The 22,664-nt window shown below is 73.3% G+C and carries 24 protein-coding genes; 8 read left to right on the plus strand and 16 right to left on the minus strand.

The genetic code is table 11. The features are described 5' to 3' along the window. Positions 1-56 precede the first annotated feature (56 nt). The 7 genes from AB0B35_RS22065 to AB0B35_RS22095 are packed head-to-tail and all read right to left on the minus strand — an operon-like array spanning position 57 to position 7,826. Positions 57-1,139, minus strand: coding sequence for a polyprenyl synthetase family protein (locus AB0B35_RS22065; RefSeq protein WP_361048406.1), 1,083 nt, complete (start codon positions 1,137-1,139; stop codon positions 57-59). Continuing rightward, positions 1,136-2,509, minus strand: a complete 1,374-nt coding sequence (locus tag AB0B35_RS22070) for a nucleotide pyrophosphatase/phosphodiesterase family protein (protein ID WP_361048408.1) — start codon at positions 2,507-2,509, stop codon at positions 1,136-1,138. Before AB0B35_RS22070 ends, AB0B35_RS22065 begins: the two co-directional genes overlap by 4 nt. Next, entirely contained in the window at positions 2,506-3,624 is a 1,119-nt protein-coding gene (eboE, locus tag AB0B35_RS22075; RefSeq protein ID WP_361048410.1) for a metabolite traffic protein EboE, read from the minus strand. The genes AB0B35_RS22070 and eboE overlap by 4 nt, the downstream gene beginning before the upstream one ends. Next, positions 3,624-4,472 carry a TatD family hydrolase gene (locus AB0B35_RS22080; RefSeq protein WP_361048412.1) on the minus strand — a complete coding sequence of 283 codons (849 nt, stop codon included), beginning with the start codon at positions 4,470-4,472 and terminating at the stop codon, positions 3,624-3,626. The genes eboE and AB0B35_RS22080 overlap by 1 nt, the downstream gene beginning before the upstream one ends. Continuing rightward, the gene (locus AB0B35_RS22085) at positions 4,472-5,776 is read right to left on the minus strand and encodes a TIM barrel protein (protein WP_361048414.1); all 1,305 of its coding nucleotides are present in this window, start codon (positions 5,774-5,776) and stop codon (positions 4,472-4,474) included. The genes AB0B35_RS22080 and AB0B35_RS22085 overlap by 1 nt, the downstream gene beginning before the upstream one ends. After that, the gene (locus AB0B35_RS22090; protein WP_361048416.1) at positions 5,773-6,615 is read right to left on the minus strand and encodes an SCO3242 family prenyltransferase; all 843 of its coding nucleotides are present in this window, start codon (positions 6,613-6,615) and stop codon (positions 5,773-5,775) included. The genes AB0B35_RS22085 and AB0B35_RS22090 overlap by 4 nt, the downstream gene beginning before the upstream one ends. Next, complete coding sequence (locus AB0B35_RS22095; RefSeq protein WP_361048417.1) at positions 6,612-7,826, minus strand: inositol-3-phosphate synthase; 1,215 nt, start codon at positions 7,824-7,826, stop codon at positions 6,612-6,614. The genes AB0B35_RS22090 and AB0B35_RS22095 overlap by 4 nt, the downstream gene beginning before the upstream one ends. 414 nt (positions 7,827-8,240) lie before the next feature. Here AB0B35_RS22095 and AB0B35_RS22100 point away from each other — a divergent pair, with 414 nt between their 5' ends. The 4 genes from AB0B35_RS22100 (at position 8,241) to AB0B35_RS22115 (ending at position 12,486) form a co-directional block, all read left to right on the plus strand. Further along, positions 8,241-9,410 carry a ThuA domain-containing protein gene (locus AB0B35_RS22100; protein ID WP_361048419.1) on the plus strand — a complete coding sequence of 390 codons (1,170 nt, stop codon included), beginning with the start codon at positions 8,241-8,243 and terminating at the stop codon, positions 9,408-9,410. A 147-nt stretch (positions 9,411-9,557) separates the two neighbouring features. Continuing rightward, a complete protein-coding gene (locus tag AB0B35_RS22105; protein WP_361048600.1) occupies positions 9,558-9,911 on the plus strand; it encodes an STAS domain-containing protein in 354 nt (117 codons plus the stop codon). Beyond that, the gene (locus AB0B35_RS22110) at positions 9,908-11,368 is read left to right on the plus strand and encodes a trehalose-6-phosphate synthase (protein WP_361048421.1); all 1,461 of its coding nucleotides are present in this window, start codon (positions 9,908-9,910) and stop codon (positions 11,366-11,368) included. The genes AB0B35_RS22105 and AB0B35_RS22110 overlap by 4 nt, the downstream gene beginning before the upstream one ends. Positions 11,369-11,451: 83 nt before the next feature. Next, complete coding sequence (locus AB0B35_RS22115; protein WP_361048602.1) at positions 11,452-12,486, plus strand: ADP-ribosylglycohydrolase family protein; 1,035 nt, start codon at positions 11,452-11,454, stop codon at positions 12,484-12,486. Here the strand turns inward: AB0B35_RS22115 and AB0B35_RS22120 are convergent. Then, a complete protein-coding gene (locus AB0B35_RS22120; protein WP_360531562.1) occupies positions 12,452-12,910 on the minus strand; it encodes a carboxymuconolactone decarboxylase family protein in 459 nt (152 codons plus the stop codon). The genes AB0B35_RS22115 and AB0B35_RS22120 overlap by 35 nt on opposite strands. 144 nt (positions 12,911-13,054) lie before the next feature. On the opposite strand from AB0B35_RS22120, the gene AB0B35_RS22125 reads away from it, so the two are divergent. Next, entirely contained in the window at positions 13,055-13,930 is an 876-nt protein-coding gene (locus AB0B35_RS22125; protein ID WP_361048423.1) for a sigma-70 family RNA polymerase sigma factor, read from the plus strand. Between the two features lie 32 nt (positions 13,931-13,962). Here AB0B35_RS22125 and AB0B35_RS22130 read toward each other — a convergent pair whose 3' ends face one another. The 4 genes from AB0B35_RS22130 to AB0B35_RS22145 form a co-directional block, all read right to left on the minus strand. After that, a complete protein-coding gene (locus AB0B35_RS22130; RefSeq protein WP_361048425.1) occupies positions 13,963-15,186 on the minus strand; it encodes a sigma-70 family RNA polymerase sigma factor in 1,224 nt (407 codons plus the stop codon). Then, entirely contained in the window at positions 15,186-15,581 is a 396-nt protein-coding gene (locus tag AB0B35_RS22135) for a YciI family protein (protein WP_361048427.1), read from the minus strand. The genes AB0B35_RS22130 and AB0B35_RS22135 overlap by 1 nt, the downstream gene beginning before the upstream one ends. 188 nt (positions 15,582-15,769) lie before the next feature. Next, the gene (locus AB0B35_RS22140; RefSeq protein ID WP_360531574.1) at positions 15,770-16,036 is read right to left on the minus strand and encodes a DUF4235 domain-containing protein; all 267 of its coding nucleotides are present in this window, start codon (positions 16,034-16,036) and stop codon (positions 15,770-15,772) included. Positions 16,037-16,054: 18 nt separating this feature from the next. Further along, positions 16,055-16,984, minus strand: a complete 930-nt coding sequence (locus AB0B35_RS22145; protein ID WP_361048429.1) for an NADP-dependent oxidoreductase — start codon at positions 16,982-16,984, stop codon at positions 16,055-16,057. A gap of 394 nt (positions 16,985-17,378) precedes the next feature. Between AB0B35_RS22145 and AB0B35_RS22150 the strand changes: the two genes are divergently transcribed. Then, entirely contained in the window at positions 17,379-18,632 is a 1,254-nt protein-coding gene (locus AB0B35_RS22150; RefSeq protein ID WP_361048431.1) for a family 16 glycosylhydrolase, read from the plus strand. A gap of 144 nt (positions 18,633-18,776) precedes the next feature. Here AB0B35_RS22150 and AB0B35_RS22155 read toward each other — a convergent pair whose 3' ends face one another. Continuing rightward, on the minus strand, positions 18,777-19,085 hold the full coding sequence (locus tag AB0B35_RS22155) for a hypothetical protein (protein ID WP_361048433.1): 309 nt from the start codon (positions 19,083-19,085) through the stop codon (positions 18,777-18,779). A gap of 286 nt (positions 19,086-19,371) precedes the next feature. Between AB0B35_RS22155 and AB0B35_RS22160 the strand changes: the two genes are divergently transcribed. Further along, positions 19,372-20,064 (plus strand): hypothetical protein, encoded by a 693-nt coding sequence (locus tag AB0B35_RS22160; protein WP_361048435.1) that lies wholly within the window; start codon positions 19,372-19,374, stop codon positions 20,062-20,064. A gap of 42 nt (positions 20,065-20,106) precedes the next feature. Beyond that, the gene (locus AB0B35_RS22165; RefSeq protein ID WP_361048437.1) at positions 20,107-20,673 is read left to right on the plus strand and encodes an adenylate kinase; all 567 of its coding nucleotides are present in this window, start codon (positions 20,107-20,109) and stop codon (positions 20,671-20,673) included. Here AB0B35_RS22165 and AB0B35_RS22170 read toward each other — a convergent pair. The 3 genes from AB0B35_RS22170 to AB0B35_RS22180 all read right to left on the minus strand — a co-directional run bounded on the left by AB0B35_RS22170 (position 20,645) and on the right by AB0B35_RS22180 (position 22,566). Beyond that, positions 20,645-21,385 (minus strand): GNAT family N-acetyltransferase, encoded by a 741-nt coding sequence (locus AB0B35_RS22170; protein ID WP_361048439.1) that lies wholly within the window; start codon positions 21,383-21,385, stop codon positions 20,645-20,647. The genes AB0B35_RS22165 and AB0B35_RS22170 overlap by 29 nt on opposite strands. Positions 21,386-21,465: 80 nt before the next feature. Next, positions 21,466-21,948: a hypothetical protein gene (locus tag AB0B35_RS22175; RefSeq protein WP_361048441.1), complete on the minus strand. Its 483-nt coding sequence runs from the start codon at positions 21,946-21,948 to the stop codon at positions 21,466-21,468. A 48-nt stretch (positions 21,949-21,996) separates the two neighbouring features. Beyond that, positions 21,997-22,566 carry a hypothetical protein gene (locus AB0B35_RS22180; RefSeq protein WP_361048443.1) on the minus strand — a complete coding sequence of 190 codons (570 nt, stop codon included), beginning with the start codon at positions 22,564-22,566 and terminating at the stop codon, positions 21,997-21,999. Between the last annotated feature and the right edge of the window lie 98 nt (positions 22,567-22,664).

A 22,664-nucleotide genomic window follows, 5' to 3' on the forward strand; every position in this document is an offset into this window, starting at 1 on the left:
TCTCTGCTTATATCGAAATTGATGTCCTCAGTGGAAATGTGATCGATCCTGTTGGTTCACACCGATCTGCTCGCGACGAAGTCGGCCAGCGCCCCCAGCGCCTGCCGCGACTCCTCCGCCACATCCAGGAACTCCAGCGCCCGCAGCGCCTCGGCGCGAGCCGCCGCGATCCGCTCCTCCACCACGGCCAGCGCCCCCGACTCGGCCAGCACCGCCCGCACCCGGGCCGCGCCCGCCTCGTCCAGCACCGGATCCCCCACGTGCGCCGACAGCACCGCACGCGATCGCCCATCGCCGCGCGCGAACGCCTCCGCCAGCAGCGTCGTCGGCTTGGCCTGGCGCAGGTCGTCGAGCACCGACTTGCCGGTGCGCGCCGGGTCGCCGAACACCCCCAGCACGTCGTCCCGCAGCTGGAACGCCTCCCCCAGCGGCTCCCCGAACGCCGCCAGCCCGTCCAGCACCGCGTCCGACGCCCCGGCCAGCACCGCCCCGATCTGCAGCGGGCGCACCACCGAGTACCGGGCCGTCTTCAGCTGCACCACCCGGGCCGCCCGCTGCCGCGCGCCGTCCCCGAAGTCGCCCATCGCCTGCGCGACGACCTCCAGGTACTCCCCCGCCACCGCCTCGGCCCGCATCACCGCGAACAGCCGCTGCGCCTGCGCCAGCCGCACCGGCGTCGTCGGGCACCCGGTCAGCAGCTCCTCCGCCCACATCGCGCACAGATCCCCGCACAGCAGCGCGGTGTTGCGCCCGAACGAGCGCGCGTCCCCGCGCCAGCCGTGCCGGGCGTGCGCCGCGGCGAACTCCTCGTGCATCGACGCCTGGCCCCGGCGGCGGCTGCCCGCGTCGATGATGTCGTCGTGGATCAGCGCGAAGCAGTGGAACAGCTCCAGCGCCGCGCCCGCGGTCACCGCAGCCTGGTCCTCCCCGCGCTCCTCGGGCGCGGCCACCCCGCGCCAGGCCCAGTAGCAGAACGCCGGCCGCAGCCGCTTGCCACCGGTGAGGATGAACCGCCGCACCGTGTCCAGCATCGGCCGCAGCTCGTCGTCCGGCCACAGCAGCCGCTGCCCGTCCACGAACCCGGCCAGCACCGCGTCGATCCGCGCCGCCAACGGTGTGGGCGCAGGCGCGAGCGTCACGGCGCACCTCCCGCCAAACGCAGGAGCAGGGACTTCACGTCGGTGGCGGCGATGCGGTCCACGGCGGGCCCGGCATCGGTGCACAGCAGCAGCGGGGCGTCGTCGGCACCGGGCGGGAGCAGGCCGTGCGAGCCGCGGATCGCGTCGGCGCCGGCGTCGAGGCCGACGACGTTCATCCGGTATCGCATGCCGAGCTTCTTGCGCACCAGCGCCTTGGCCGCGCGGCCCTTCGCCGCACCCGGCCCGGCCGGGTCGAACAGCAGCTCCGCCGGGTCGTAGCCGGGCTTGCGGTGGATCTCGACGTGGGTCGCGAAGTCCGGCGCGTGCTTGTCGTCGAGCCAGTAGTAGTAGGTGAACCACGAGTCCGGCTCGGCGAGCAGCACCAGCTCACCGCTGCGCTCGTGGTCCAGGCCCTGCCCGGCCTTGCCGGTCTCGTCGAGCACCTGCCCGACACCCGGCAGCTCGGCGCAGATCTTCGCGACCGCGGCGACGTCGGCCGGGTCGCGCACGTACAGGTGGGCGATCTGGTGGTCGGCGACCGCGAAGGCGCGGGAGGTGAACGGGTCCAGGTATTCCATGCCGTCCTGGGTGTGCACGGTCAGCAGCCCGGCGGCGCGCAGCGCCCGGTTGACGTGCACGGGGCGGGACACGTCGGTGATGCCGTACTCCGACAGCGCGACCACCGTCGCGCCCCGGGCGGCGGCCGCGTCCAGCAGCGGGGCCAGCGTGGAGTCCAGCTCGGCGGCGGCGGCCGCGGCCTGCGGCGCGGACGGGCCGAAGCGCTGCAGGTCGTAGTCGAGGTGCGGGACGTAGACCAGGGTCAGGTCCGGGCTGCGGGTGCTCATCACGTGCACCGCGGCCGCGGCGATCCAGGCCGAGGAGGCGATGCCCGCGCCGGGTCCCCAGTAGCTGAACAGCGGGAACACGGGCAGCTCGTCGTGCAGCTCGGCGGGGATGGTGTAGCAGTCGGGTTCCTTGCGGCCGTCCGCGCGGTAGATCGGCCGGGGCGTGATCATCCAGTCGACGTCGGCGCCCATGGCGTACCACCAGCAGATGTTGGCCACGGTGTAGCCGGGGCGCTCGCGGCGGATCGCGTCCCAGACCCGCTCCCCGCCGACCAGCGCGTGGCTCTGCCGCCACAGCAGCACCTCGCCGAGGTCGCGGAAGTACCAGCCGTTGCCGACGACGCCGTGCCCGGCCGGGGTCTCACCGGTGAGGAAGGTCGCCTGCACCGAGCAGGTCACCGCGGGCACGACCGGGTCGAGCCGGGCGGTGAACCCGTTCGCGAACGCGGCGCGCAGCCGCGGCATGTGCGCCAGCAGCCGGGGCGTCAGCCCGACCACGTTCAGCACGACGAGTGGCTTGTTCACGAGACCCCCAGGGCGGCGAACTGGTCGCGGGCGAAGGCGAGCTCGGCCGCGATGCCCTCGGCCAGCCCGGCGTCGTCGGTGGGCCGGGCCGACGGCGGCAGCACGTCCCAGGTGTACGTCTCGACCTCGAAGTGGTCGCAGTCGCTGTTGGTCAGCAGCGCCGCCAGGCCCTCGCGCAGCACCGTGGAGCTGGTGCGCAGCGGGTCGAGCGCGGCGGCGTGCAGCGGGGCGTGGAAGTGGATGCGCCACGGGCCGGGCGCGTCGGAGGCCAGGGCCTGCGGCAGGTCGTCGAAGCGCTCGCCGGCCGAGCTGCGGGTCTGGTGCAGGAACCGCGGTTCGGCGTACGCCGCCAGCACCTGCCGGGCCGCGTCCGGGTCCTCGACTTCGAGGGCCTGCGACACCTGCACCTTGACCACGGCGACCCCGGCCGCCTTCAGCTTGGCGACCGCGTCGACCGGGTCCTCCCAGCCGCAGGCCAGGTGCGCCAGGTCGACGCAGACGCCGAGGTGCTCGCTGGCGACCGCGGACAGCGCCGCGACGGCCTGGTCGGTGGACTCGACCACGCAGCCGGGCTCGGGTTCCAGCGCGACCCGGATCGGCCGCTCGCCCCGGGCCAGGCCCGCGGCCAGCTCGTCGAGCTGCGCCTTGGCCGCGCCGAACCGCCGCCGGTCCCAGGGCTCGCGCCAGGCCAGCGGCAGGGTCGAGATCGACCCGCGGGCCGCGTCGTCGGGCAGCAGCTCGGCCAGCACCAGCGCCAGATCCAGGGTGTAGCGCAGCCGGCGCGGGTCGGTCCAGTCCGGCAGGTAGACGTCGTGCTTGACCACGGGGGCCTGGAACGCCTTGTAGGGAAACCCGTTGAGGGTCACCGTCTCCAGGCCTCGTGCCGTCAGCTCCCGGCGCAGCCGCCCGCGCAGCTCCGGCTGCTCGGCCAGGGCGCGGGCGACCGGGGCGGCCAGCCACAGGCCGAGCCCGAGCAGGTCGACGCCGAGGCGCTCGCGCACCGGCACCGCGAAGCGGTCGAGCTGGGACAGCACCCCGTCGAAGTCCTCCGCGGCGTGCACGTTCGTGCAGTACGCCAGGTGCACCGTCGCACCGTCGGCGTCGCGCAGCCGCATCACGAACCCCCGCGCAGGATCGAGTTGCCCGCGAAGGTCGCCTCGGCGCCGGTCTCGTCGAGGTCGAGGCGGCCGGACTGGCCGTAGAACTCGACCGGGTTGCGCCACAGCACCCGGTCCACGTCGTCGTCGCTGAACCCGGCCGCCAGCATCGCCTCCCCCGTGCGCAGGGTGAGCAGCGGATCGGACTTGCCCCAGTCGGCGGCCGAGTTGACCAGCATGCGCTCCAGGCCGTACTCGCGCAGGATGGCGACCATGCGGTCGGGCGACATCTTGGTGTCGGGGTAGATGGAGAAGCCCATCCAGCAGCCACTGCCGGCGACCTCGCCGACGGTCGGCTCGTTGAGGTGGTCCAGCACGACCAGGCCCGGGTCGATGCCCGACTCCTTGACCACGTCGAGGCTGCGCCGGGTGCCGACGACCTTGTCCCGGTGCGGGGTGTGCACCAGCGCGGGCAGCCCGAACTCGCGGGCCAGCTCCAGCTGCGCGGCGAAGACCTCGTCCTCCTCCGGCGTCATCGAGTCGTACCCGGTCTCGCCCACCGCCACGACCCGGTCCTTGGCCAGGTAGCGGGGCAGCACGGCCAGCACCTCGCGGCAGCGCGGGTCGTTGGCCTCCTTCGGGTTCAGCGCGATGGTGCAGTGGTGCGCGATGCCGTACTGGCTCGCCCGGAACGGCTCCCAGCCGATGAGCGCGTCGAAGTAGTCGGTGAACGACCCGGGGTTGGTGCGGGGCTGGCCGAGCCAGAAAGCCGGCTCGACCAGCGCTCGCACACCGGCCGCCGCCATCCGCTCATAGTCGTCGGTGGTGCGCGAGGTCATGTGGATGTGCGGATCGAAGATGCGCATCAATGCAGCCTCTCCAGGAGGTCGACGGCGTCGGCGGGCATGGTGCGGCCGGCCGCCTCGCGCTCGCGGCGCAGCGCCGCGAGCATCCGGCCCAGCTCGGCGTCGGCCCGCGACGCCAGTCCGTCGACACCGGACAGCGGCAGGCCCATGAACACGCTCTTGAGCACGCCCTGGCGCCATTCGGCGTCGGGCAGGTCCCGGGCGCCGGGGCCGAGCGCGGCGGCCACCAGCCGGGTGTCGTTGCTGCGCAGGGCGTCGCGCAGCAGGTCGGGGTCGGGGCAGGCCAGCAGCACGGACCGCTTCTCGTCGTTGTCGCCGTAGCGGTACAGCTCGGCGGCCTCGTCGCGGCCGGGCGCGGCGGCGCGCAGCAGGCGCACCCGGGCGTCCTCGGCGGCGGCGCGGCCGACCCCGCGGCGGGCCGCGGGCAGCAGCGTCGCGATCGCGGCGGGCTCGGTTTCGAGGCGGTGCAGCGCGTCGCCGAGCCACTGCGCGGCCCGCAGGAAACTCAGCGACCGGGCCGCGACGTCGGGGGCGGCGTGCGAATGGCGGGGCAGCTCGACGGCGACCAGGCCGCGGTATCCGGTGTCGGCCAGCGCCCGCAGCACCGGCGGGAAGTCGATCTCGCCCGCGCCGAACTCCAGGTGCTCGTGCACGCCCCGGCGCATGTCGTCGATCTGCACGTTGACCAGGTGCGGCCCGGCGATACGCACGCATTCGGCGACGTCTTCGGGCTCGTTGGCGCGGCAGTGGCCGATGTCGAGGGTCAGCTTGAGGTCCGCGCCGACCAGCTCGCGCAGCCGGAACCAGTCGGCCAGCGTCTCCACGAGCATGCCCGGCTCGGGTTCGAATCCGGCCGCGACCCCGCGCTCGGCGGCGTACCCGACGACCTCGGCGCAGCCTTCGGCCAGCAGCTGCCAGGCGACCTCGGCCGACACGTGCGGCGGGCGCACCCCGGCCCAGAAGGACACGGCCTCCGCGCCGAGCCCTTCGGCGATGTCGATCGCCCGCTTGAGGAAGTCGATCCGCCGGGACGCGTCGTCGTGCAGGAAGGTCGGCGCGTGCTTACGCCGCGGGTCGAGCAGGTAGCGCGCCCCGGTCTCCACGACCACCGCCAGCTCCCGTTCGGCGAGCAGCCGCGCGGTCCGCGCGACCTGGTCTTTCACCTCGGGGGCGTACGGGTCCAGGTGCGCGTGGTCGAGCGTCAGCGCGACGCCCGCGTAGCCCAGTTCGGCGATGACGTCGAGGGCGTCGACGAGCCGGTGGTTGGCGAAGCCGTTGGTGCCGTAGCCGAAGCGCAGGCTCATGTCGGGGACACCTTCCTCGCGAGCTTGGCCGCGGCCGGGGCGGCGGTGGCCACCATGGCTCCGGCCAGCGGTCTGCCGTGCCGTGCGATGAGCGCGCCCTGCAGCGCGGGCAGCGAGGTGATGCCGGCCCCGACCGCGGCGCGCACCCGTCCCGCGTCGGGTTGTCGCAGCACCTCGCGCTGGGCCTTGCCGAAGCGGGTGGCGTACCAGCCGGCCAGCACCGCGGGCAGCCAGCCGCCGCTGCGGCCCGCCGCGTGGGTCGCCACGGCCGCGGTCGCGGTCATGGTCAGCGCGGGCAGCACCCGGTCGGTGCCGCTGACCTCGCGCCGCGACAGCGCAGTGACGGCGTAGGTGTGCGCGGCGACGGCCAGCGCCGGGCGGGCGGCCTTGCGCAGGTCGCCGGTGCTCGCGCCGAGCAGCACGTCCAGTCCCCGGCACAGCGCCATGCCGGCGGGCCCGGCCGGTGAGTTCTTCCACTTCACGTCGTACGCCCACACCGCTCCCGCGAGCAGCCCGGCGGTGGCCAGGGTGCGTCTGCCGCCGCTGGCCGCGGCCAGGGCCAGCCCGGCGACGGTCAGGCCGCCCGCGACGGCGAGCGCGGTGTCGGGGCTGATCCGCCCGGAGGGGATCGGCCGCTCGGGGCGCTCGACGGCGTCGAGTTCGCGGTCGGCCCAGTCGTTGGCGGCCATGCCGCCCCAGTACAGGCAGACCGACGCGGCGGCGATGCCCGCGGTGCGCGCGTCGAGGACGCCCGCGGCGGTAGCGCCCGCCACCGCGTCGCCCGGCACCGACAGCGCCGCCGGTGCCCGGACGAGCTGTGCCAGGTCACGTAACTTCATGACTGCTGCCCGCCCGGCTCGGCCGGACCGGCGGGCGTGGTCCCGCCGGTCCGGCCGCCCAGGTCCGGGCGCTCGGCCGGGAGGTCCCAGCCCTGCACCCATTCGCACAGGTCGCGCCACTGCTCGGCCAGGCCGTGCGGGACGTCGCCGATCGGGTCCTTGAAGAAGAAGGCCAGCTGCGGCAGGGGGCCGGACAGGCCCTGGGCGTGGGCGGCGGCGGTGAGCCGGGCCAGGTCGAGCACGAGCGGCGCGGCCAGCGCGGAGTCGCAGCCGTGCCAGGTGAACTCCAGCCGCATGCGGCTGCCGAGGAAGCCGCTGAAGGTGATGAGGTCCCAGGCGGTCTTGAGGTCGCCGATGTCGGGCACGTAGTCGATGCGGGTGTGGCCCTCCGGCTCGTAGCCCAGCGTCTCGCGCAGCACCCGCTGCTTGCTGGCGACCTTGGCCGCGTTGGCCTCGGGCCGGGCCAGCGTCGCGCCGTCGCCGCCGCCGAGCAGGTTGGTGCCGGACCACGACCGCACGTGCAGGTTGCGCATCGCGAACATGGGTGCGAGCACCGACTTGAGCAGCGTCTCCCCGGTCTTGCCGTCGCTGCCCGCGTACGGCACGCCGTGGCGCGCCGCGAGCTGGTCGAGCGCGGGCAGCCGGGCTCCCGTGGACGGGGTGAAGTCGACGTAGGCACAGCCCGCCGTGAACGCCGCGTACGCGTACCGCGAGCTGGGCGGCAGCACCGGTTCGTGGTGCAGCGCCGCAGCCAGCGCCGCCGCGTCGGCATACGCCGGGTGGTCCGGCGGGATGGCCTCGGTCGAGGACACGTTGACCACCACCACCCGGGCGAGCCCGTGGCGTTCGCGGAAGTCGGCGAGGTCCGCGGCGATGCGGGCGACGGTGTCGTGCTGGGTCGCCCCGTCGGGGGCGTGCCGTACGTCGGCTTCGACGCCTGCCAGTTCGTCGGCCACGGCGGCGACGACGGCGGCGGGCAGGACGCCGGCGGCGACGAGCGCGTGGGCCTTCTTGACCAGCGACACGCAGGACACGTCGTGGCCGCCGAAGACGAGGTCGGACAGGGCCGGCAGCGCCGGGTGGCGCAGCGGGGGCAGTTCGGTGACGCAGCCGACCGGGTCGGCGAGCGAGGCCCGCACCGCCAGCGCGCCGACGATGCTGGTGACCGCGACCGAGCCGCGGGCGCCGACGAGCCATATACCAGTACGCACAGGGCCTCCTGTAACGCGTTCGTGGCGGCCATATTAAATCCAGATCTGCAAAAGTTTCTAGATAGGAACTCGTACTTTTTCTAGATCTAGCAAAAGTTCTGCGCTCATCAGCAAATCGGAGGGTCGCCGTCGCGAAAGTTGTCACGGCAGCCTTCCATGACTCGGCGCATTCCTATAGGATTCGACACCGATAGATATCGGATCCGTGTTTCGGCGACCGGCTCCGGTTCGCGGGTGAGAACCCGCCGAACGCCGTCAGCAGGGGCGTGCCCGCGCCCCGAGGACGTGTCCTGTCCGGTCGCCGCACCCGCGTGGCCCTCGCCAGCGCGGACGGCCGTGCGGACCAGCACGCCTCGCGGCGTCCGCCGGTTCGAGCCCGCCCTCCGCGCTACCCTCATCGAAGGAGCGAGCCACATGCGAAAACGCGTACTGTCCCTGGTCGCCGGACTGGTCACGGTCCTGGCGACGACGCTGTTCGCCCCGGCCACCCCCGCGTCGGCCGCCCCGCTGACCAAGGTGCTGGTCTTCTCCAAGACGGCCGGCTTCCGCCACTCGTCCATCCCCAACGGCATCGCCGCCATCCAGGCCCTGGGCAGCGCCAACGGCTTCACGGTCACCGCCACCGAGGACGCCGCCCAGTTCACCACCGCCAACCTGGCCCAGTACCAGGCCGTCATCTGGCTGTCGACCACCGGCGACGTGCTCAACGCGACCCAGCAGACGGCGTTCCAGAGCTACCTCGCCGCGGGCGGCGGCTACGTCGGCGTGCACGCCGCGGCCGACACCGAATACGACTGGCCCTGGTACGGCGGCCTGGTCGGGGCGTACTTCCACTCCCACCCCGCGATCCAGACCGCGCAGCTGCGGATCGAGTCGCCGGTCAACGCCTCGACGGCGCACCTGCCGGCCACCTGGACCCGCAGCGACGAGTGGTACAACTACCGCACCAACCCCCGTTCGGCCGTGCGCGTGCTGATGAACCTCAACGAGGGCAGCTACAGCGGCGGCAACATGGGCGACCACCCGATCACCTGGTGCCAGAACTACGGCGGCGGCCGGGCCTGGTACACCGGCCTCGGCCACACCGAGGCCAGCTACACCGAGAGCAACTTCACCCGCATGCTGCTCGGTGGCATCCAGATCGCGGCCGGCGCGGTCACCGCCGACTGCTCGCCGGCCACTCCCCCGCCCGCCGGGATCAGCCTGCGCGCCCGCGCCAACAACAAGTTCGTCACCGCCCCCAGCGGCGGGGCGGGCGCGCTGATCGCCAGCGCCACCGCGGTCGGCACCGCCGAGCGGTTCGAGCTGATCGACCGCGGCAGCGGCAACATCGCGCTGCGCGCCCTGGTCAACTCGCGGTACGTGTGCGCGGACAACGCCGGCGCGAACCCGCTCATCGCCAACCGCACCGCGATCGGCGGCTGGGAGACCTTCGCGCTGATCCGCAACTCCAACGGTTCGGTGAGTTTGCGGGCCCAGGCGAACGGGAAGTACGTCGTCGCGGAGAACGCCGGGGCGGCGGCACTGATCGCCAACCGGACCTCGATCGGCCCGTGGGAACAGTTCGACCTGGTCAGCCCATAGTTCATGGGGGTCAGGCCGCCCGGTGAGACCGGGTGGCCTGACCCGGCTTGATCTTTGTCACAGAACTGTCATGGTTCGCAGGGTTATCACCCTGCCCGGTGGGGAATGGCTGCACTCACCGGCAAGGAGGTACCCCAGGTGGAAGACATGGTCCCGGCGACCGCGGCACAGGCAGTGCCACTGGTGGAGGTGCAGGTAAAGGGCGATCTGGACGCGCAGGCCGCCCCCGAGGTGAACCGCCTCCTGGAGGAGGCCCTGGCGCTGCATCCCGAGCAGATCGTCGTCGACCTGGCCGACTGCGACACGATCGACGCGGCGGGCATCCTGCTGCTGCTGGACGCGCACCGGCGGGCCGTACGCGACGGCGGCGCGGTCGCCCTGCGCTCGCCGTCCGAGCGGGCCCGACGCTCCCTGCGGCTGGCCAAGCTCGACCGGATCATGCAGCTGCTGCCGTACGCGGTGGTCGAGGAGCTGGCTCCGGCCGGGCCGGTGGTCGCGTGACCGCGCGCTACGAACTGATCGTGGCCGGTGACCGGGTCCCTGCCACCGATCCCGACGGCAGCAGCGACCATGTGGACGCCGCACTGGCCTCGCTGCGCCCGTTCGTCGCCGCGCAGGGCGGCACCTGGGCGGCGGTGACCGACGGCGTGAACCCGCCTGACGCCGACGCGCTGCACGTCGACGCCGGGGCCGACGACGCGCGGTTGGGCGCGGGCCTGCTGCGCGCGCTGTACCACCACCAGCCGGCCGAGTTCCCGACCGGCTGGTTCGAGCCGTACGAGCAGGCCAACACCGCCATCGCCGACGCCGTCGCGGGGTCCGCGGGGCTCGGCGGCACGGTCTGGGTGCACGGGCACCAGCTCCAGCTGCTGCCGCGGATGCTGCGCCGCCGGCGGCCCGATCTCGCCACCGCGGTGCACCTGCACAGCGCGTTCCCGCCCGCGGAGTCGTTCGCGCGGCTGCCCGAGCACCGCGAGCTGCTGGCCGGCCTGCTCGGCGCCGACCTCGTCGCGCTGCCGCACCGCCGCGCGGTGGACAACCTGCTCGACCTCGCCGGCCGGGTGCACGGCCTGCCCGTACGCGACAACCAGATCGCCGTCGGCAACCACCGGGTGCGCGTGCTGGCCTGCGCGCTGCCCGCCGACACCGGCGGCATGCGGCGGCTGACGCGGCTGCCCCAGGTGCGCGAACGCGCCGCCGAGATCCGCGCCGCGCTGCGGGTGGGCGGGCCGGTGCTGCTGTCGATCGCCGGCTGGAACCCGTCCGACGCCGTCGAGCAGCGGCTGCACGCGTTCGACCGGTTCCTGGCCGAGCACCGGCCGGAGCCCGCCACCGTCGCGCTGCTGCACGTCGCGCTCGGCGACCCGCACACGCCCGATGAGCAGGAGCAGCGCGAACGTGTCGACCGGCTGATCGCGAAGATCAACGGTACGCACGCCAACGTGGGCCAGGCCGTCGTGCACTACGTCCGCGACAACCCCGACCGGCGCGAGCTGGCCGCACTGTACCTGGCCTGCGACGGCCTGCTGGCCACACCCGTGCACCACGGCACGGTCAACCCGGCGCACGAGTTCGTCGCGGCCCGCGGCACGCTCGGCGCGACCGTGGTGCTCAGCGAGCTGACCAGCGACGCCGCCGACGTGCCCGGGGCGATCGTGGTCAACCCGCACGACACGGCCGCCTACGCCGAGGCCGTCGCGACGGCCGTGGGCCTGTGCGGTCCCACGCCGCAGGCCGGTCCGGCGCCCACCGAGACGGGCCTGGACGGCTGGGCCCGGCACGTGCTCAGCGTCGTGCGCGCCCGCGCCTCGGCAGGCCCCGTCCCAGCGGTGGTCCGCCCGCGGCGGGCGCCCACCACCCCCGGGCACACCAGGCCCGCCGTCGCCGACCGCGCCGAGCACCTGGGAACCGCGCCGGGCACGCCCGGCCGCACCGCGTCGCGGCCGGCCCGCCCGTGAGCCTGACGCCGTGAAAGCCCGCCCCCGGCCGCGAGCCGGGCGGCGGGCCGCGACGGGAAGGAAGAAGATCCACCGTGACGACGATGCTCGACCAGTCGCAGCTGCTGCGCCGCGCGCACGGCTCCATCCTCATGGCCGCCCGCGCCGACCTGCTGGCCGCGCCGCTGCACGACGCGGCGATGCCCGATCCGGCGCAGGTGGAGGCGGTGCTGCGCGAACGGCGCGCCCGCCCGCCGCAGCCCGGCGCGGCCGCGACCCAGCTGCTGATCCTGGCCGAGCACCTGGGCCGCCACGCGGGCCGGGTGCATGACGACACGCTCGCCCTGGAGCTGGCTCGCGAATGGCCCGAGGACCGGCCCGAACTGGCCGACACCGGCACCGCCCGGGTGCTGGCCGCGGTGCGCCGCGGCGCGCGCTGGTCGCAGGTCGCCCCGACGGTCCACGACGGACAGGGCAGCTTCGGCAGTGTCGCCGCGGTGCGGGCGGGTGCGGTCGGCCTGCTGCCCGACACCGGCATGGGCACGGTCGCCGCGCTGGCCCGCCGCACGGCCGGGATCACGCACACCCATCCGCTGGCCCGCGACGCGGCCGCCGCGACCGCGACCGCGGTGGCGTTGGCCGCGCGCGGGCAGCCGCTGGCGCCCGCCGACAAGTACCACTTCCTCGACCTGGTCGGCGCGCAGCTGCGGACCAGCGAGTTCCGGGCGGCGCTCGGCGAGGTGCAGACCCTGGTCCGCCACCGCAGCGCCCCGGCCGACACGGCCGCGACGGTCGGTTCAGGACGCGCCGCGCTGCGCTGCGTGCCCGCCGCATTGACGGCGTTCCTGCGCCACCCCGACGATCCGGTCGCCGCCATCCGGTACGCGATGATGATGGGCGGTCAGGCCCGGACCGTGGCGACGATCGTCGGCGCGGTCTGCGGGGCCCGCCACCCCGAGCACAACCTGGCCGTGGCGGCCCGGCCGGACGTCACCCGCGGGCTTCGCATCCAGGCCGCCGCAGCGGCGCTGGCCCGGCTGGCAACCGGCCGCCGGGCCGCCGGGCTGCGGCGGGGCCGTCCCGAGGGCGGCCCCGCGGCGCAGCTCAGCCCCAGTTCTGGCCGGCGGGCTGGCGGGTGACCGCGTTGATCCGGTTGAAGAAGTTCGTCGTCGCGATCCACAGCACCAGCGAGGCCAGCTCGGCCTCGCCGAAGTGCTTGGCGGCCGCCTCCCAGACCTGGTCCGGCACCGCTTCGCCCTTGTCGGCCAGCCGCGTGGCGTGCTCGGCGAGGTCGAGGGCGGCGCGCTCGGCCTCGGTGAAGTAGTCGGTCTCGCGCCACGCCGCGACCGCGAACAGCCGCTCGTCGGTCTCGCCGGCCTTGCGCATGCCGCGCGCGCCGGAGTCGACACACGCGCTGCAGCCGTTGATCTGGCTGGCCCGCAGGTGCACCAGGTCCAGGGTGGACTTGGCCAGGCCGGCCGAGTGGGCGGCCTTGTAGATCAGGTTGATGCCCTTCACGGCGTCCGGCAGCAGTGCGGCGGGGTTGGTCATCCGAGCCTGCATGGGGTCCTCCAATAGGATCTTGTGGGCTGGGCCTGTCACATCGGCCCGATCTCGTTCGTCATCGGTATGACGGGCCGCTTTCCGAAGATGTGACAGATGTGGCCTGGATCACGATTGACGGAGATTCGGGGAGATATGCACGACATGGACGAGCAGGACCGGCTGGCCGAACGCTTCGAGCAGGACCGGGCCCGGCTGCGCGCGGTGGCGCTGCGGATGCTCGGCTCCTCGGCCGAGGCCGACGACGCCGTGCAGGAGGCCTGGTTGCGGCTGAGCCGCACCGACGTCGGCGAGGTCGGCAACCTCAGCGGCTGGCTGACCACCGTGGTCGGCCGGATCTGCCTGGACATGCTGCGCTCGCGCACCACCCGGCGCGAGGACCTGCTCGACGACACCGCCGACGCCGATCTGCCGCCGGTCGGGGCCACCGCCGTGCCCGACCCGGAGCAGGAGGCCGTGCTCGCCGACTCGGTCGGGCTCGCGCTGCTGGTCGTGCTCGACACGCTCACCCCCGCCGAGCGGCTGGCGTTCGTGCTGCACGACATGTTCGCCGTACCGTTCGACGAGCTGGCCCCGGTCATCGGCAAGTCACCCGACGCGGCCCGGCAGCTGGCCAGCCGCGCCCGGCGGCGGGTGCAGGGGCAGGCGCCGACCGGCGATGTCGACCAGGCCCGCCGCCGCGCTGTCGTCGAGGCGTTCCTGTCCGCAGCCCGCGAGGGCCGGTTCGAGGCGCTGGTCACGATGCTCGACCCCGACGTGGTGATGCGCGCCGACGCAACCGCCGTGTCGTACGGCTCGACCGCCGAGAAGCGCGGCGCGGCGACCGTCGCGGGCTACTGGAACGGCCAGGCCGCCGAGGCGCGCACCGCGCTCATCGACGGCGTCGTCCACGCGGTCTGGGCCCCGAAGGGCAGGGTGCGCGTGGTCCTCGCGTTCACCGTCGTCGACGGCCGTATCGCCGCCATCGACCTCACCGCCGACCGAGACCGGCTCGCCGCCATGGACGTGACCGTCCTCTGAGGCCACGACCCCGCCCTGACCGGCCGCGCCGGTCAGGGCGCGTCGCGCAGGCGGCCGATCTCGGTGAGCAGGTAGCGCAGCTCGGGGCCGCTGGACGTGCCGAACGCGGCGGCACGCAGGTGCTCGATCGCGGCCGGGCGGTCGCCGGCCATCTCCAGCAGATGACCGCGCACGGCGGCCAGGCGGTGGTGGCCGGCCAGCGGCCCGTCGAGGGTGTCCAGCACCTTCAGGCCCGCCTGCGGACCGTCGACCATGGCCAGGGCGACGGCGCGGTTGAGGGTGACCATCGGGTTCGGCTGGATGCGCGCCAGCACGCCGTACAGGGCGAGGATCTGCGGCCAGTCGGTCTCCGCCGCGGCGGCGGCCTCGTCGTGGACCGCGGCTATCGCCGCCTGCAGCTGGTACGGCCCCACGGCGCGCTGCCGCAGCGCCCCGCCGACCAGGTCGACGCCCTCGGCGATGGCCGCCCGGTCCCAGCGGGCCCGGTCCTGCTCGGGCAGCGGGATCAGCTCTCCGTGCGGCCCGGTCCGCGCGTCGCGGCGGGCGTCGTTGAGCAGCATCAGCGCCAGCAGCCCGGTGACCTCGGGTTCGTGCGGGAGCAGCCGGTGCACCTCGCGGGCGAGCCGGATCGCCTCCTTGGACAGGTCGGTACGCACCAGCTCGCCGCCGCCGCTGCTGGCGTACCCCTCACTGAAGATCAGGTAGAGCACGTGCAGCACGGCGTCGAGCCGGGGCCGCCAGTCCGCGCCCGAGGGCAGCCGGAACGGCTCGCCGGAGGCGTGGATGCGCTGCTTGGCACGGCTGATCCGCTGGCCCATGGTGGCCTCCGGGACCAGGAACGCCGCGGCGATCTCCGCGGTGGTCAGGCCGCCGACCGCGCGCAGCGTCAGCGCGATCGCCGACGGCGGTGTCAGCGCCGGATGGGCGCACATGAACAGCAGCTGCAGCGTGTCGTCGCGGTCCGCGGCGGTGTCGTCGGCCGCGCTCGCCGCAGCGGGCTCCCAGTCCTGCTCCTCGCGGCGGCGGCGGGCGTCGTCGGCGCGCCACATGTTGATCAGCCGCCGGGAGGCGGTGGCCACCAGCCACGCCTCGGGGCTGTCCGGCAGCCCTGCGGCGGGCCAGTGCAGGTGCGCCGCGAGCAGCGCCTCCTGCACGGCGTCCTCGGCGGTGTCGAAGTCGCGGTACTTGCGGGCGACCACGGCGAGGACCCGCGGCGCGAGTTCGCGCAGCAGGTCCTCTATCGGCCGGTCGGCCATCAGGCGTCGGCCGCCGGCGGCCCGACGATCGGGCGCACCTCGATCGGGATGCCCAGCGGCTGACCGTCCTTGCCGGGCGCGGACGACGCCTTGGCCGCGATCTCGTATGCCCGCTCGGGGCCCGCGCAGTCGACGATCCAGAAGCCGATCAGGAACTCCTTGGCCTCGGGGAACGGGCCGTCGGTGACGGCCGGCGCGCCCTGGCCGTCGTGGCGGACGATGCGCGCCTGGTCGGGGAAGGTCAGCCCCTCGTTGAAGACCATCTCGCCGGCCTCGCGCAGCTCGCGGTCGAAGTCGTGCTGGAACTCGATGTGCCGCTTCACGTCCTGCTGCGACCAGTTCGCGATGCCCTCGGTGGCGTCCTGCCCGGTGTGCATCATGATCATGTACTTCATCGCGGTACTCCTCCTGGCGATCCGTGGTGGCGGCGGCCGCCCTTCGGGCCTGTCCCGCCACCCTCTCACCGGGTAGACACCGCCGGCCGCGCGCCTTCGACATCCGCGCCGCACATTTCTCAAGATTTTTTCCGGGAACGGTGAAGGGCTCCGCTCACCGAACGGAGCCCTTGGTCACGACCGGCCTCTCAGTCCGGCCAGCTGCCGGTGAGCGCCTTGACGCCGTGTGCGCCACCGCGGTCCACCGCGGCCTTGACCAGTCCGAAGACCGCACCCTGCAACGCCGCGGCGATCAGGATCTCGGCCCATCCCTTCGTCGGGTCGGTGGCGTGCGGCGCCTCACGATTGCCGGAGACGACCCGCCAGACCTGCTTGAACGCCACCCCGGCGACAGCACCGGCCACGGCGCCGCCCACCATCCCGATCGGCTTGTAGACCAGCTTCTGCGTGTTCATGGCAGGCGCATACCCGGTTCAGCCGACGTGTACCGCCAGCTTGCCGACGCTGCCGGCGGTGAAGTCGGCGAACGCCTGCGGCACCTCCTCCAGGTGGTAGATGCGCTGCACCGGCACCTCCACCCGGCCCGCGACCACCTCGGCGGCCAGGTGCTCCAGCCCGGCCGGGGCGAGGTCGGCGTTGACCGGCAGCGCGACCACGTCGCGTACGCCCATCTGGTCCGGGCCGATGCCGAGCAGCGAGGCGAACCGGCCGCCCGGCGCGATCAGGTCGGCCAGCGCGAACGGGTCGCCGGCCAGGTGCACGGCCGCCTTGACGCCGCCCGGGGCGATCGCGGCGACCTGGCCGATGAGGTCGCTGCCGCGGTCGATGACGTAGTGCGCGCCGAGGCGGCGTACCAGCCGGGTGCCTTCGCCGGGCTCGGCGGTGGCCAGCACGACCGCGCCGCGCGCGGCGGCCAGCTGCACCGCGACGCTGCCCACGCCACCGGTCGCGCCCATGATCAGCACAGTCTCGCCGGGTGACGGCGCGATGGCGTCGACGACCGTGGCGGCGGCCGCCCCGGCCAGGCCGAGCGCCCCGGCGGTGGTGAGGTCCAGCCCGCCCGGCACCCGGGCGAGGCTCGCGGACGGCACCACGACGTACTCGCCGAAGCCGCCCGCGTGTAGCGGATGGTCCAGCACCACCCCGAAGACGGCGTCGCCGGCGGCGAAGCCGGTGACCCCGTCACCGACCTGGTCGACCGCGCCCGCGAAGTCCCGGCCGAGCACCACCGGGAAGCGGTGCTCCAGCAGTGTTGCCATGTATCCGCTGATCACCGCGGTGTCGAACCCGTTGAGCGAGGACGCGGCCACCTTGACCCGCACCTCGCCCGGCCCCGCCGACGGCGTCGGCACGTCCGCCAGTTTCGCCGCCGCACCCAGTTCCGCGCTGATGATCGCGCGCATATGTACTCCTCACCTGGTGTCCACGATGGAATACGCGCGACGTTAGGGCAGCGCGCCAGGCGCTCGATACTGTCCGTAACGACGTTGCGACGCGCCCTCCGGCCGTACGGTCTGACCCGTCGGAGGTCGCCGCCCTCCGCATGGACGTCACTTTCAGTGATCGCCGACGCCGATCAGATCGCCCCCTCGGCGGAAGCGCCGACGACAGCGGGCCCACCGCCTGATATTGCTGATCCACATCGGACCGATGCCGATCTCATAGAGAGCGCTCTCTTGACGGCGGCACGACTCCGCCCTAACGTGACGGTTGTCAATTTATTAACAGTGCTTACCAAAAGTGTTCTGCCCGGAACTCCTGGTAGCACGCCCCGCACGTTCCCTGGGAGGTAGTCCCATGCGCAGAACGACCCGACTGCTGGCCCGCCTGACCGTGGCCGCACTCGCCGCCGCCGGCCTCACCGTGCCCGCCACCGTCATCACCGCCACGCCGGCGCTGGCCGTCGGCCCGCAGACCTGGTCCGACGAGTTCAACGCGGCCGCCGGCACGCCCGTCAACGGCAGCAAGTGGAAGTTCGACATCGGCGGCGGCGGCTGGGGCAACAACGAGCTGCAGTACTACACCAACAGCACCAGCAACGCGGTCCACGACGGCGCGGGCAACCTCGTCATCACCGCCCGCCGGGAGAACCCCGCCGGCTACGGCTGCTGGTACGGCAGCTGCCAGTACACCTCCGCCCGCCTGCTCACCGCCGACCGGTTCACCCAGACCTACGGCCGCTTCGAGGCCCGCATCAAGATCCCGCGCGGGCAGGGCATCTGGCCCGCGTTCTGGATGCTCGGCAGCGACATCGCCACCAACCCGTGGCCGAACAGCGGCGAGATCGACATCATGGAGAACATCGGCAAGGAGCCCGGCACCGTCCACGGCAGCCTGCACGGCCCCGGCTACTCCGGCTGCTGTTCACTGACCGGCCAGTACACCCTGCCCGGCGGAGCGCGCCTCGCCGACGCCTTCCACACCTACGCCGTCGACTGGGCCCCCGACTCGGTGACCTGGTACATCGACGGCATCCAGTACTCCCGCAAGACCCGCGCCGACGCCGGCGCCAACCGCTGGGTCTTCGACCACCCGTTCTTCATGCTGCTGAACGTGGCGGTCGGCGGCAACTGGCCCGGCTCCCCCGACGGCAGCACCGTCTTCCCGCAGTCGATGGTCATCGACTACGTCCGGGTCTTCGCCCAGGACGGCACCACCCCGCCCACCGGCGGCACCCCGCTGATCGGCCAGAGCAGCAACCGCTGCATCGACATCCCGAACTCCAACACCGCCAACGCCACCCGGCTGCAGATCTGGGACTGCAACGGCACCGGCGCGCAGCGCTGGTCCTTCGAGTCCGACGGCAGCCTGCGGGCGCTGGGCAAGTGCATGGACGTCGCGGCCGGCTCCTCGGCCGACGGCGCGGCCATCCAGCTCTACGACTGCAACGGCACCGGAGCACAGAAGTTCGTCCTCAGCGGAGCCGGCGACCTGGTCAACATCCAGGCCAACAAGTGCGTCGACGTCACCGCGAACGGCACCGCCAACGGCACCAAGCTCCAGCTCTACACCTGCAACGGCACCGGCGCCCAGAAGTGGCGCAAGGGCTGAGGTTCCTCGCTGCCGGCGCAGTTTCGGGCAAGTGCAGCTTTCGAGCCTGGCTTAGCGGCAGTTTCCCCGAAACTGCAAGCCCCACCTGGTGCGAGACCGCCCCGTCTTCCGGATACGCCGAGTCCGGGGGGCGGGGCACTCGTGTCAGGTGGTGCAGGAGACGGTGACCTCGGCGAAGAAGACGTGGCCGAAGTAGGGGTGGTCGACGACCTCCCAGATGCCGGGCTCGCCGACCGGGACGCAGGTGTTGAGCAGCTCGGCGCTCGCCGACGCCTCGGCGTCCCAGGTCGCGGACCGGATCGCCGAAGCAGCCGTCAGACCCCGGCCGCCGCCGGTGAACTCCTTGGCGGTGGCCGCAGTCGCGGGTGCGGCGGCCGCCACCAGCAGCGCCGTCGCGGCCGCCGCCACACCGGCCGCCCTGGCGAGACGTCGCCCGATCCTGAAGCGGTGCACGTGGTTCTCCTTCCGGGCAGGAAGACGGGCAGTACATCGAAGTTGAGCGTTCAAACCGATGTCTCGACCAGCATCGCCATGACAGTGGCGACAGTCAATGCACACGTGCTCGCGCGACCGTCGAAAGCGTCACCCCTTCTCGGTAACCTGACCCGGTGACCCGCGACGTCCTCCCCGGCGCGCAGACGACGCCGACCCAACGGTGGCCCCTGTGTTCGAACATCGGGCTGCCGGTCCTGATCGGACTACCCGACGACATCTGTCACGACTGTCGAGCCGCCTTGGCATGACGTCGCCGAGGCCGCGCCGCACGCCGAAGCCGCTGCACGTGCTCGACGCACGGCGCGGGCTGACGCTGCGGGCGCGGGCCTACCTCGCCGCGTACGGGGTCCGGCGTGAGGTGTGGTCGCCCGAGCAGCACCGCAGGCATTGGCACCGCTATCACCGGCCTGCGGCCGCGATCGAGCACCTGGCCGCCTACCAGGGCCGCTGGGGCGGGCTGGAACTGCCGCCGACCCCCGAGTACGAGGGCGGGCCGCACGTCCTGGACGCCGACGACCCGACCGTGGAAGAGGGGCGAGGCGCCTGCTTCACGGCGGGCCGCCCCCGGTCCGCCTCGGCGTACGGATTCATGGTCGACGGCGACGGCCGGTTCGGCATCGTGGCTGACGGCACCTGGGTGCCGCTGCACGGCTCGGTCGAGGGCTGGGTGGAGTCGATCGCGTTGCGCCACCTCGCCGACCGCATGCCCGCCGAGGTGGCGCTCGCCACCGGGGCCAGGCTCGACGGGCTGCCGGAGCGGCTGCGGCTGCGACCGGTGACCGAGGTCGCCGGGGCCGCCGACGGCTGGTGGCGCGGCGAGGACACGCTGCTGGCGATCTACCGGGGCGAGGCCCGGTTGTTCGACAACGTGCAGTACCAGACGGCATACCTCTACACCGGCGTCGACGGCCTCACCGAACGCCTTCGCGCTGCGTGAAGCAAGGAACGAGAGGTGGCGGGTGCCCGCTAGGCTCGGCCGGTGACCGTGCGCCGCCCCTTCCCGCAGAGGATCCTGATCTACGGGGTTTACGGGGCGGGCAAATCCACCCTCGCCCTGGAACTCTCCCGGCGGCTGGGCCTGCCCTGGCAACCGGTCGACGAGCTGACCTGGGAGCCCGGCTGGAAAGAGGTCCCGATGCCGGTCCAGCGCGACCGGATCGCCGCGATCTGCCGCAAGAAGTCCTGGATCCTCGACGGCGCGTACAAGGACTGGCTGGACCTCCCGCTCGCCTCCGCCGACCTGGTCATCGGCCTGGACTTCTCCCGCGGCCTGACCCTGCGGCGGCTGCTGCGGCGCACCGCGCGGCTGATCTCGACCGGCGAGGTCATCTGCAACGGCAACCGGGAGACGCTCGGCAGCGCGCTGTCCTCCGAGTCGATCATCCTCTGGCACTTCGCTTCGTACGGGCGCAAGCGCCGCCGCATGCGCCGGTGGGCGGCCGACTCCCCCGGCCCGCAGGTGCTGCTGTTCCGCACCCCCGCCGAGCTGGACGGCTGGCTGGCCGAGCTGAGCCCGGTCAGCTCCGAAGGAAGGGCACCTTCTTAACGCTATTGGTGCGCAGGGTGCCCTTATCGACCACCACGGTGAAGGTGAGCTGGCGGCGGACGGCGAAGCCCATCGCCTCGTAGAGCCGGATCGCGGCGGTGTTGTCGCTGGCCGCGTGCAGGAACGGCGTCTCGCCGCGCCGCCGCACGCCCGCCGCGACCGCGCGGATCAGCCGGGTGGCCAGCCCCTGGCCGCGGTACGCCGGGTCGGTGCAGACGGCGCTGATCTCGGTGAATCCGGGCGGGTGCATGCGCTCGCCGGCCATCGCGACGAGCCTGCCGTCCTGCCTGATGCCGAGGTAGGAGCCCATCTCGACGGTGCGGGCGAGGAAGGGGCCCGGTTTGGTGCGCTCGACCAGGTCGAGCATCTCCGGCACGTCGGCCGCACCGAGCGGCACCGCCTCGGGCTCGTCCGCGACCGCGAGGGCGTCGTCGACCAGCTGGACGACCTCGTCCTGCCAGGTGATCTCCCAGCCGGGCGGCACCGGGTAGTCGCCGATGAGCACCGCGCGGCCACCGGCTCCCACCAGCACTGCGAGGTCCTGCCAGGCCTGGGCGTCGGCACCGGCGGGCAGCGCGGCGAACGGCGTGACGGCCGGGTCGTAGCAGCGCGCTTGGCCGTGCCGTCGGGCGAACCCGCGATGCGGGCCGGACAGGGCGGTCCCGGCCGGGTCGTCGAGCACACCGGTGTCGATCGCGTGCACGCCGCTCATCGAAAGACCACTCCCCCGCGACGATGTCCTGGTCAGCAGTGGCCATCGTAGTCGCCGCGGCGGTCCATCGACCTGGGCGGTCAGAACAGCAGGCGCTGGCCGGCGCTCAGGGCGATGTGCGCGGCGAGCCGGTCGCCGTCGGCGATCAGGAGGTCGCTGAACCGGACCCGGCCACCGGGCAGGTGCACGGTGAAGTCGCGGCGGGTGGTGGTGAACGCGCCGTTGCTGGTGTTGACGGTGACGCCCTCGACGTACGCGACCTCGTGCCAGGTCACCACGTGCCGCACCCGGCCGAGCGCGCCGACCGTGATCATCCCCCGTTCGAACACGTGGATCGCCCGGTTGCGGTGGATGAGCAGGGCCTGCGCGAGCAGGCCGGCGGTGATCGCGGTGCCGGCGAGCTGGTAGGCGACGACGTGTGCGCCGAAGCCCAGGATCAGCGTGGTCGCGGCCACGATGGGGGCGGTGAGCAGTTGGGCGACCGGCCGGGTGCCGTAGCGCCGCAGTTGGCTGCCGAGGCCGGCGTGGGCCGCCCTGTCCTGGACGCTCGAACCGCGCTTCATCGACAATCCTCCACATAAGACATACGGAGGGTACAGCAGCAGTACACGTTAGGTTAGGGCGGGTCGGCCGGGCCATCTCCTCAGCCAGCGGTCGATGCGGCGCAGCTGCCGCGGCGTCAGTCCGGCCTGCACCGGCGGCGCCAGCACCAGCGCCCGGTTGCCCCACCGCCTCGTGTCGGCGGCGCGTAGCTGGTGGCGTACGTCGTCGTCGGTCCAGAGCAGCGGGCGGCCCTCGTCGAGCACCCGCAGCGCGGCGGGCAGCTTCCACCACGTGTGCTTCCTGCTGACCAGCGGGCTCGCCAGGACGGCGTCCATCGACACGAACTCGGGGCAGTCACGCACCGGCCAGGACGGCAGTCCCAGCGCCGTGCCGACGTTGACCGAGTTGTGCTGCCAGGTGCTGTGCCACCAGATCTCGGCGCGGCCCTGCTCGTGGACCCGGCGCAGGAAGTCCAGCACCGGCGTCGCGGCCAGGATGGGCCACTCGATGTCCTCGTTGCTGGCCGCGGCGGTCCGCACCCACTGGTGGCCCCGCCACACGCGGCGATCCGGCAGGTCGGTGACCGCGTTGATGACCCCGTCGATGTCCAGCAGCCAGATCGGCACACCCTTGGCCACCGGCCGATTCCGCCGTAACAGCGCGATCACTCCCTGAGCCGCCCGTCCGTGTCGGCTCCATCATTTCGCCGTCCGGCAAGCCCGGCAAGGCCGCGACC

Source organism: Catellatospora sp. NPDC049133, from assembly GCF_040648455.1.
GTDB lineage: Bacteria > Actinomycetota > Actinomycetes > Mycobacteriales > Micromonosporaceae > Catellatospora > Catellatospora aurea.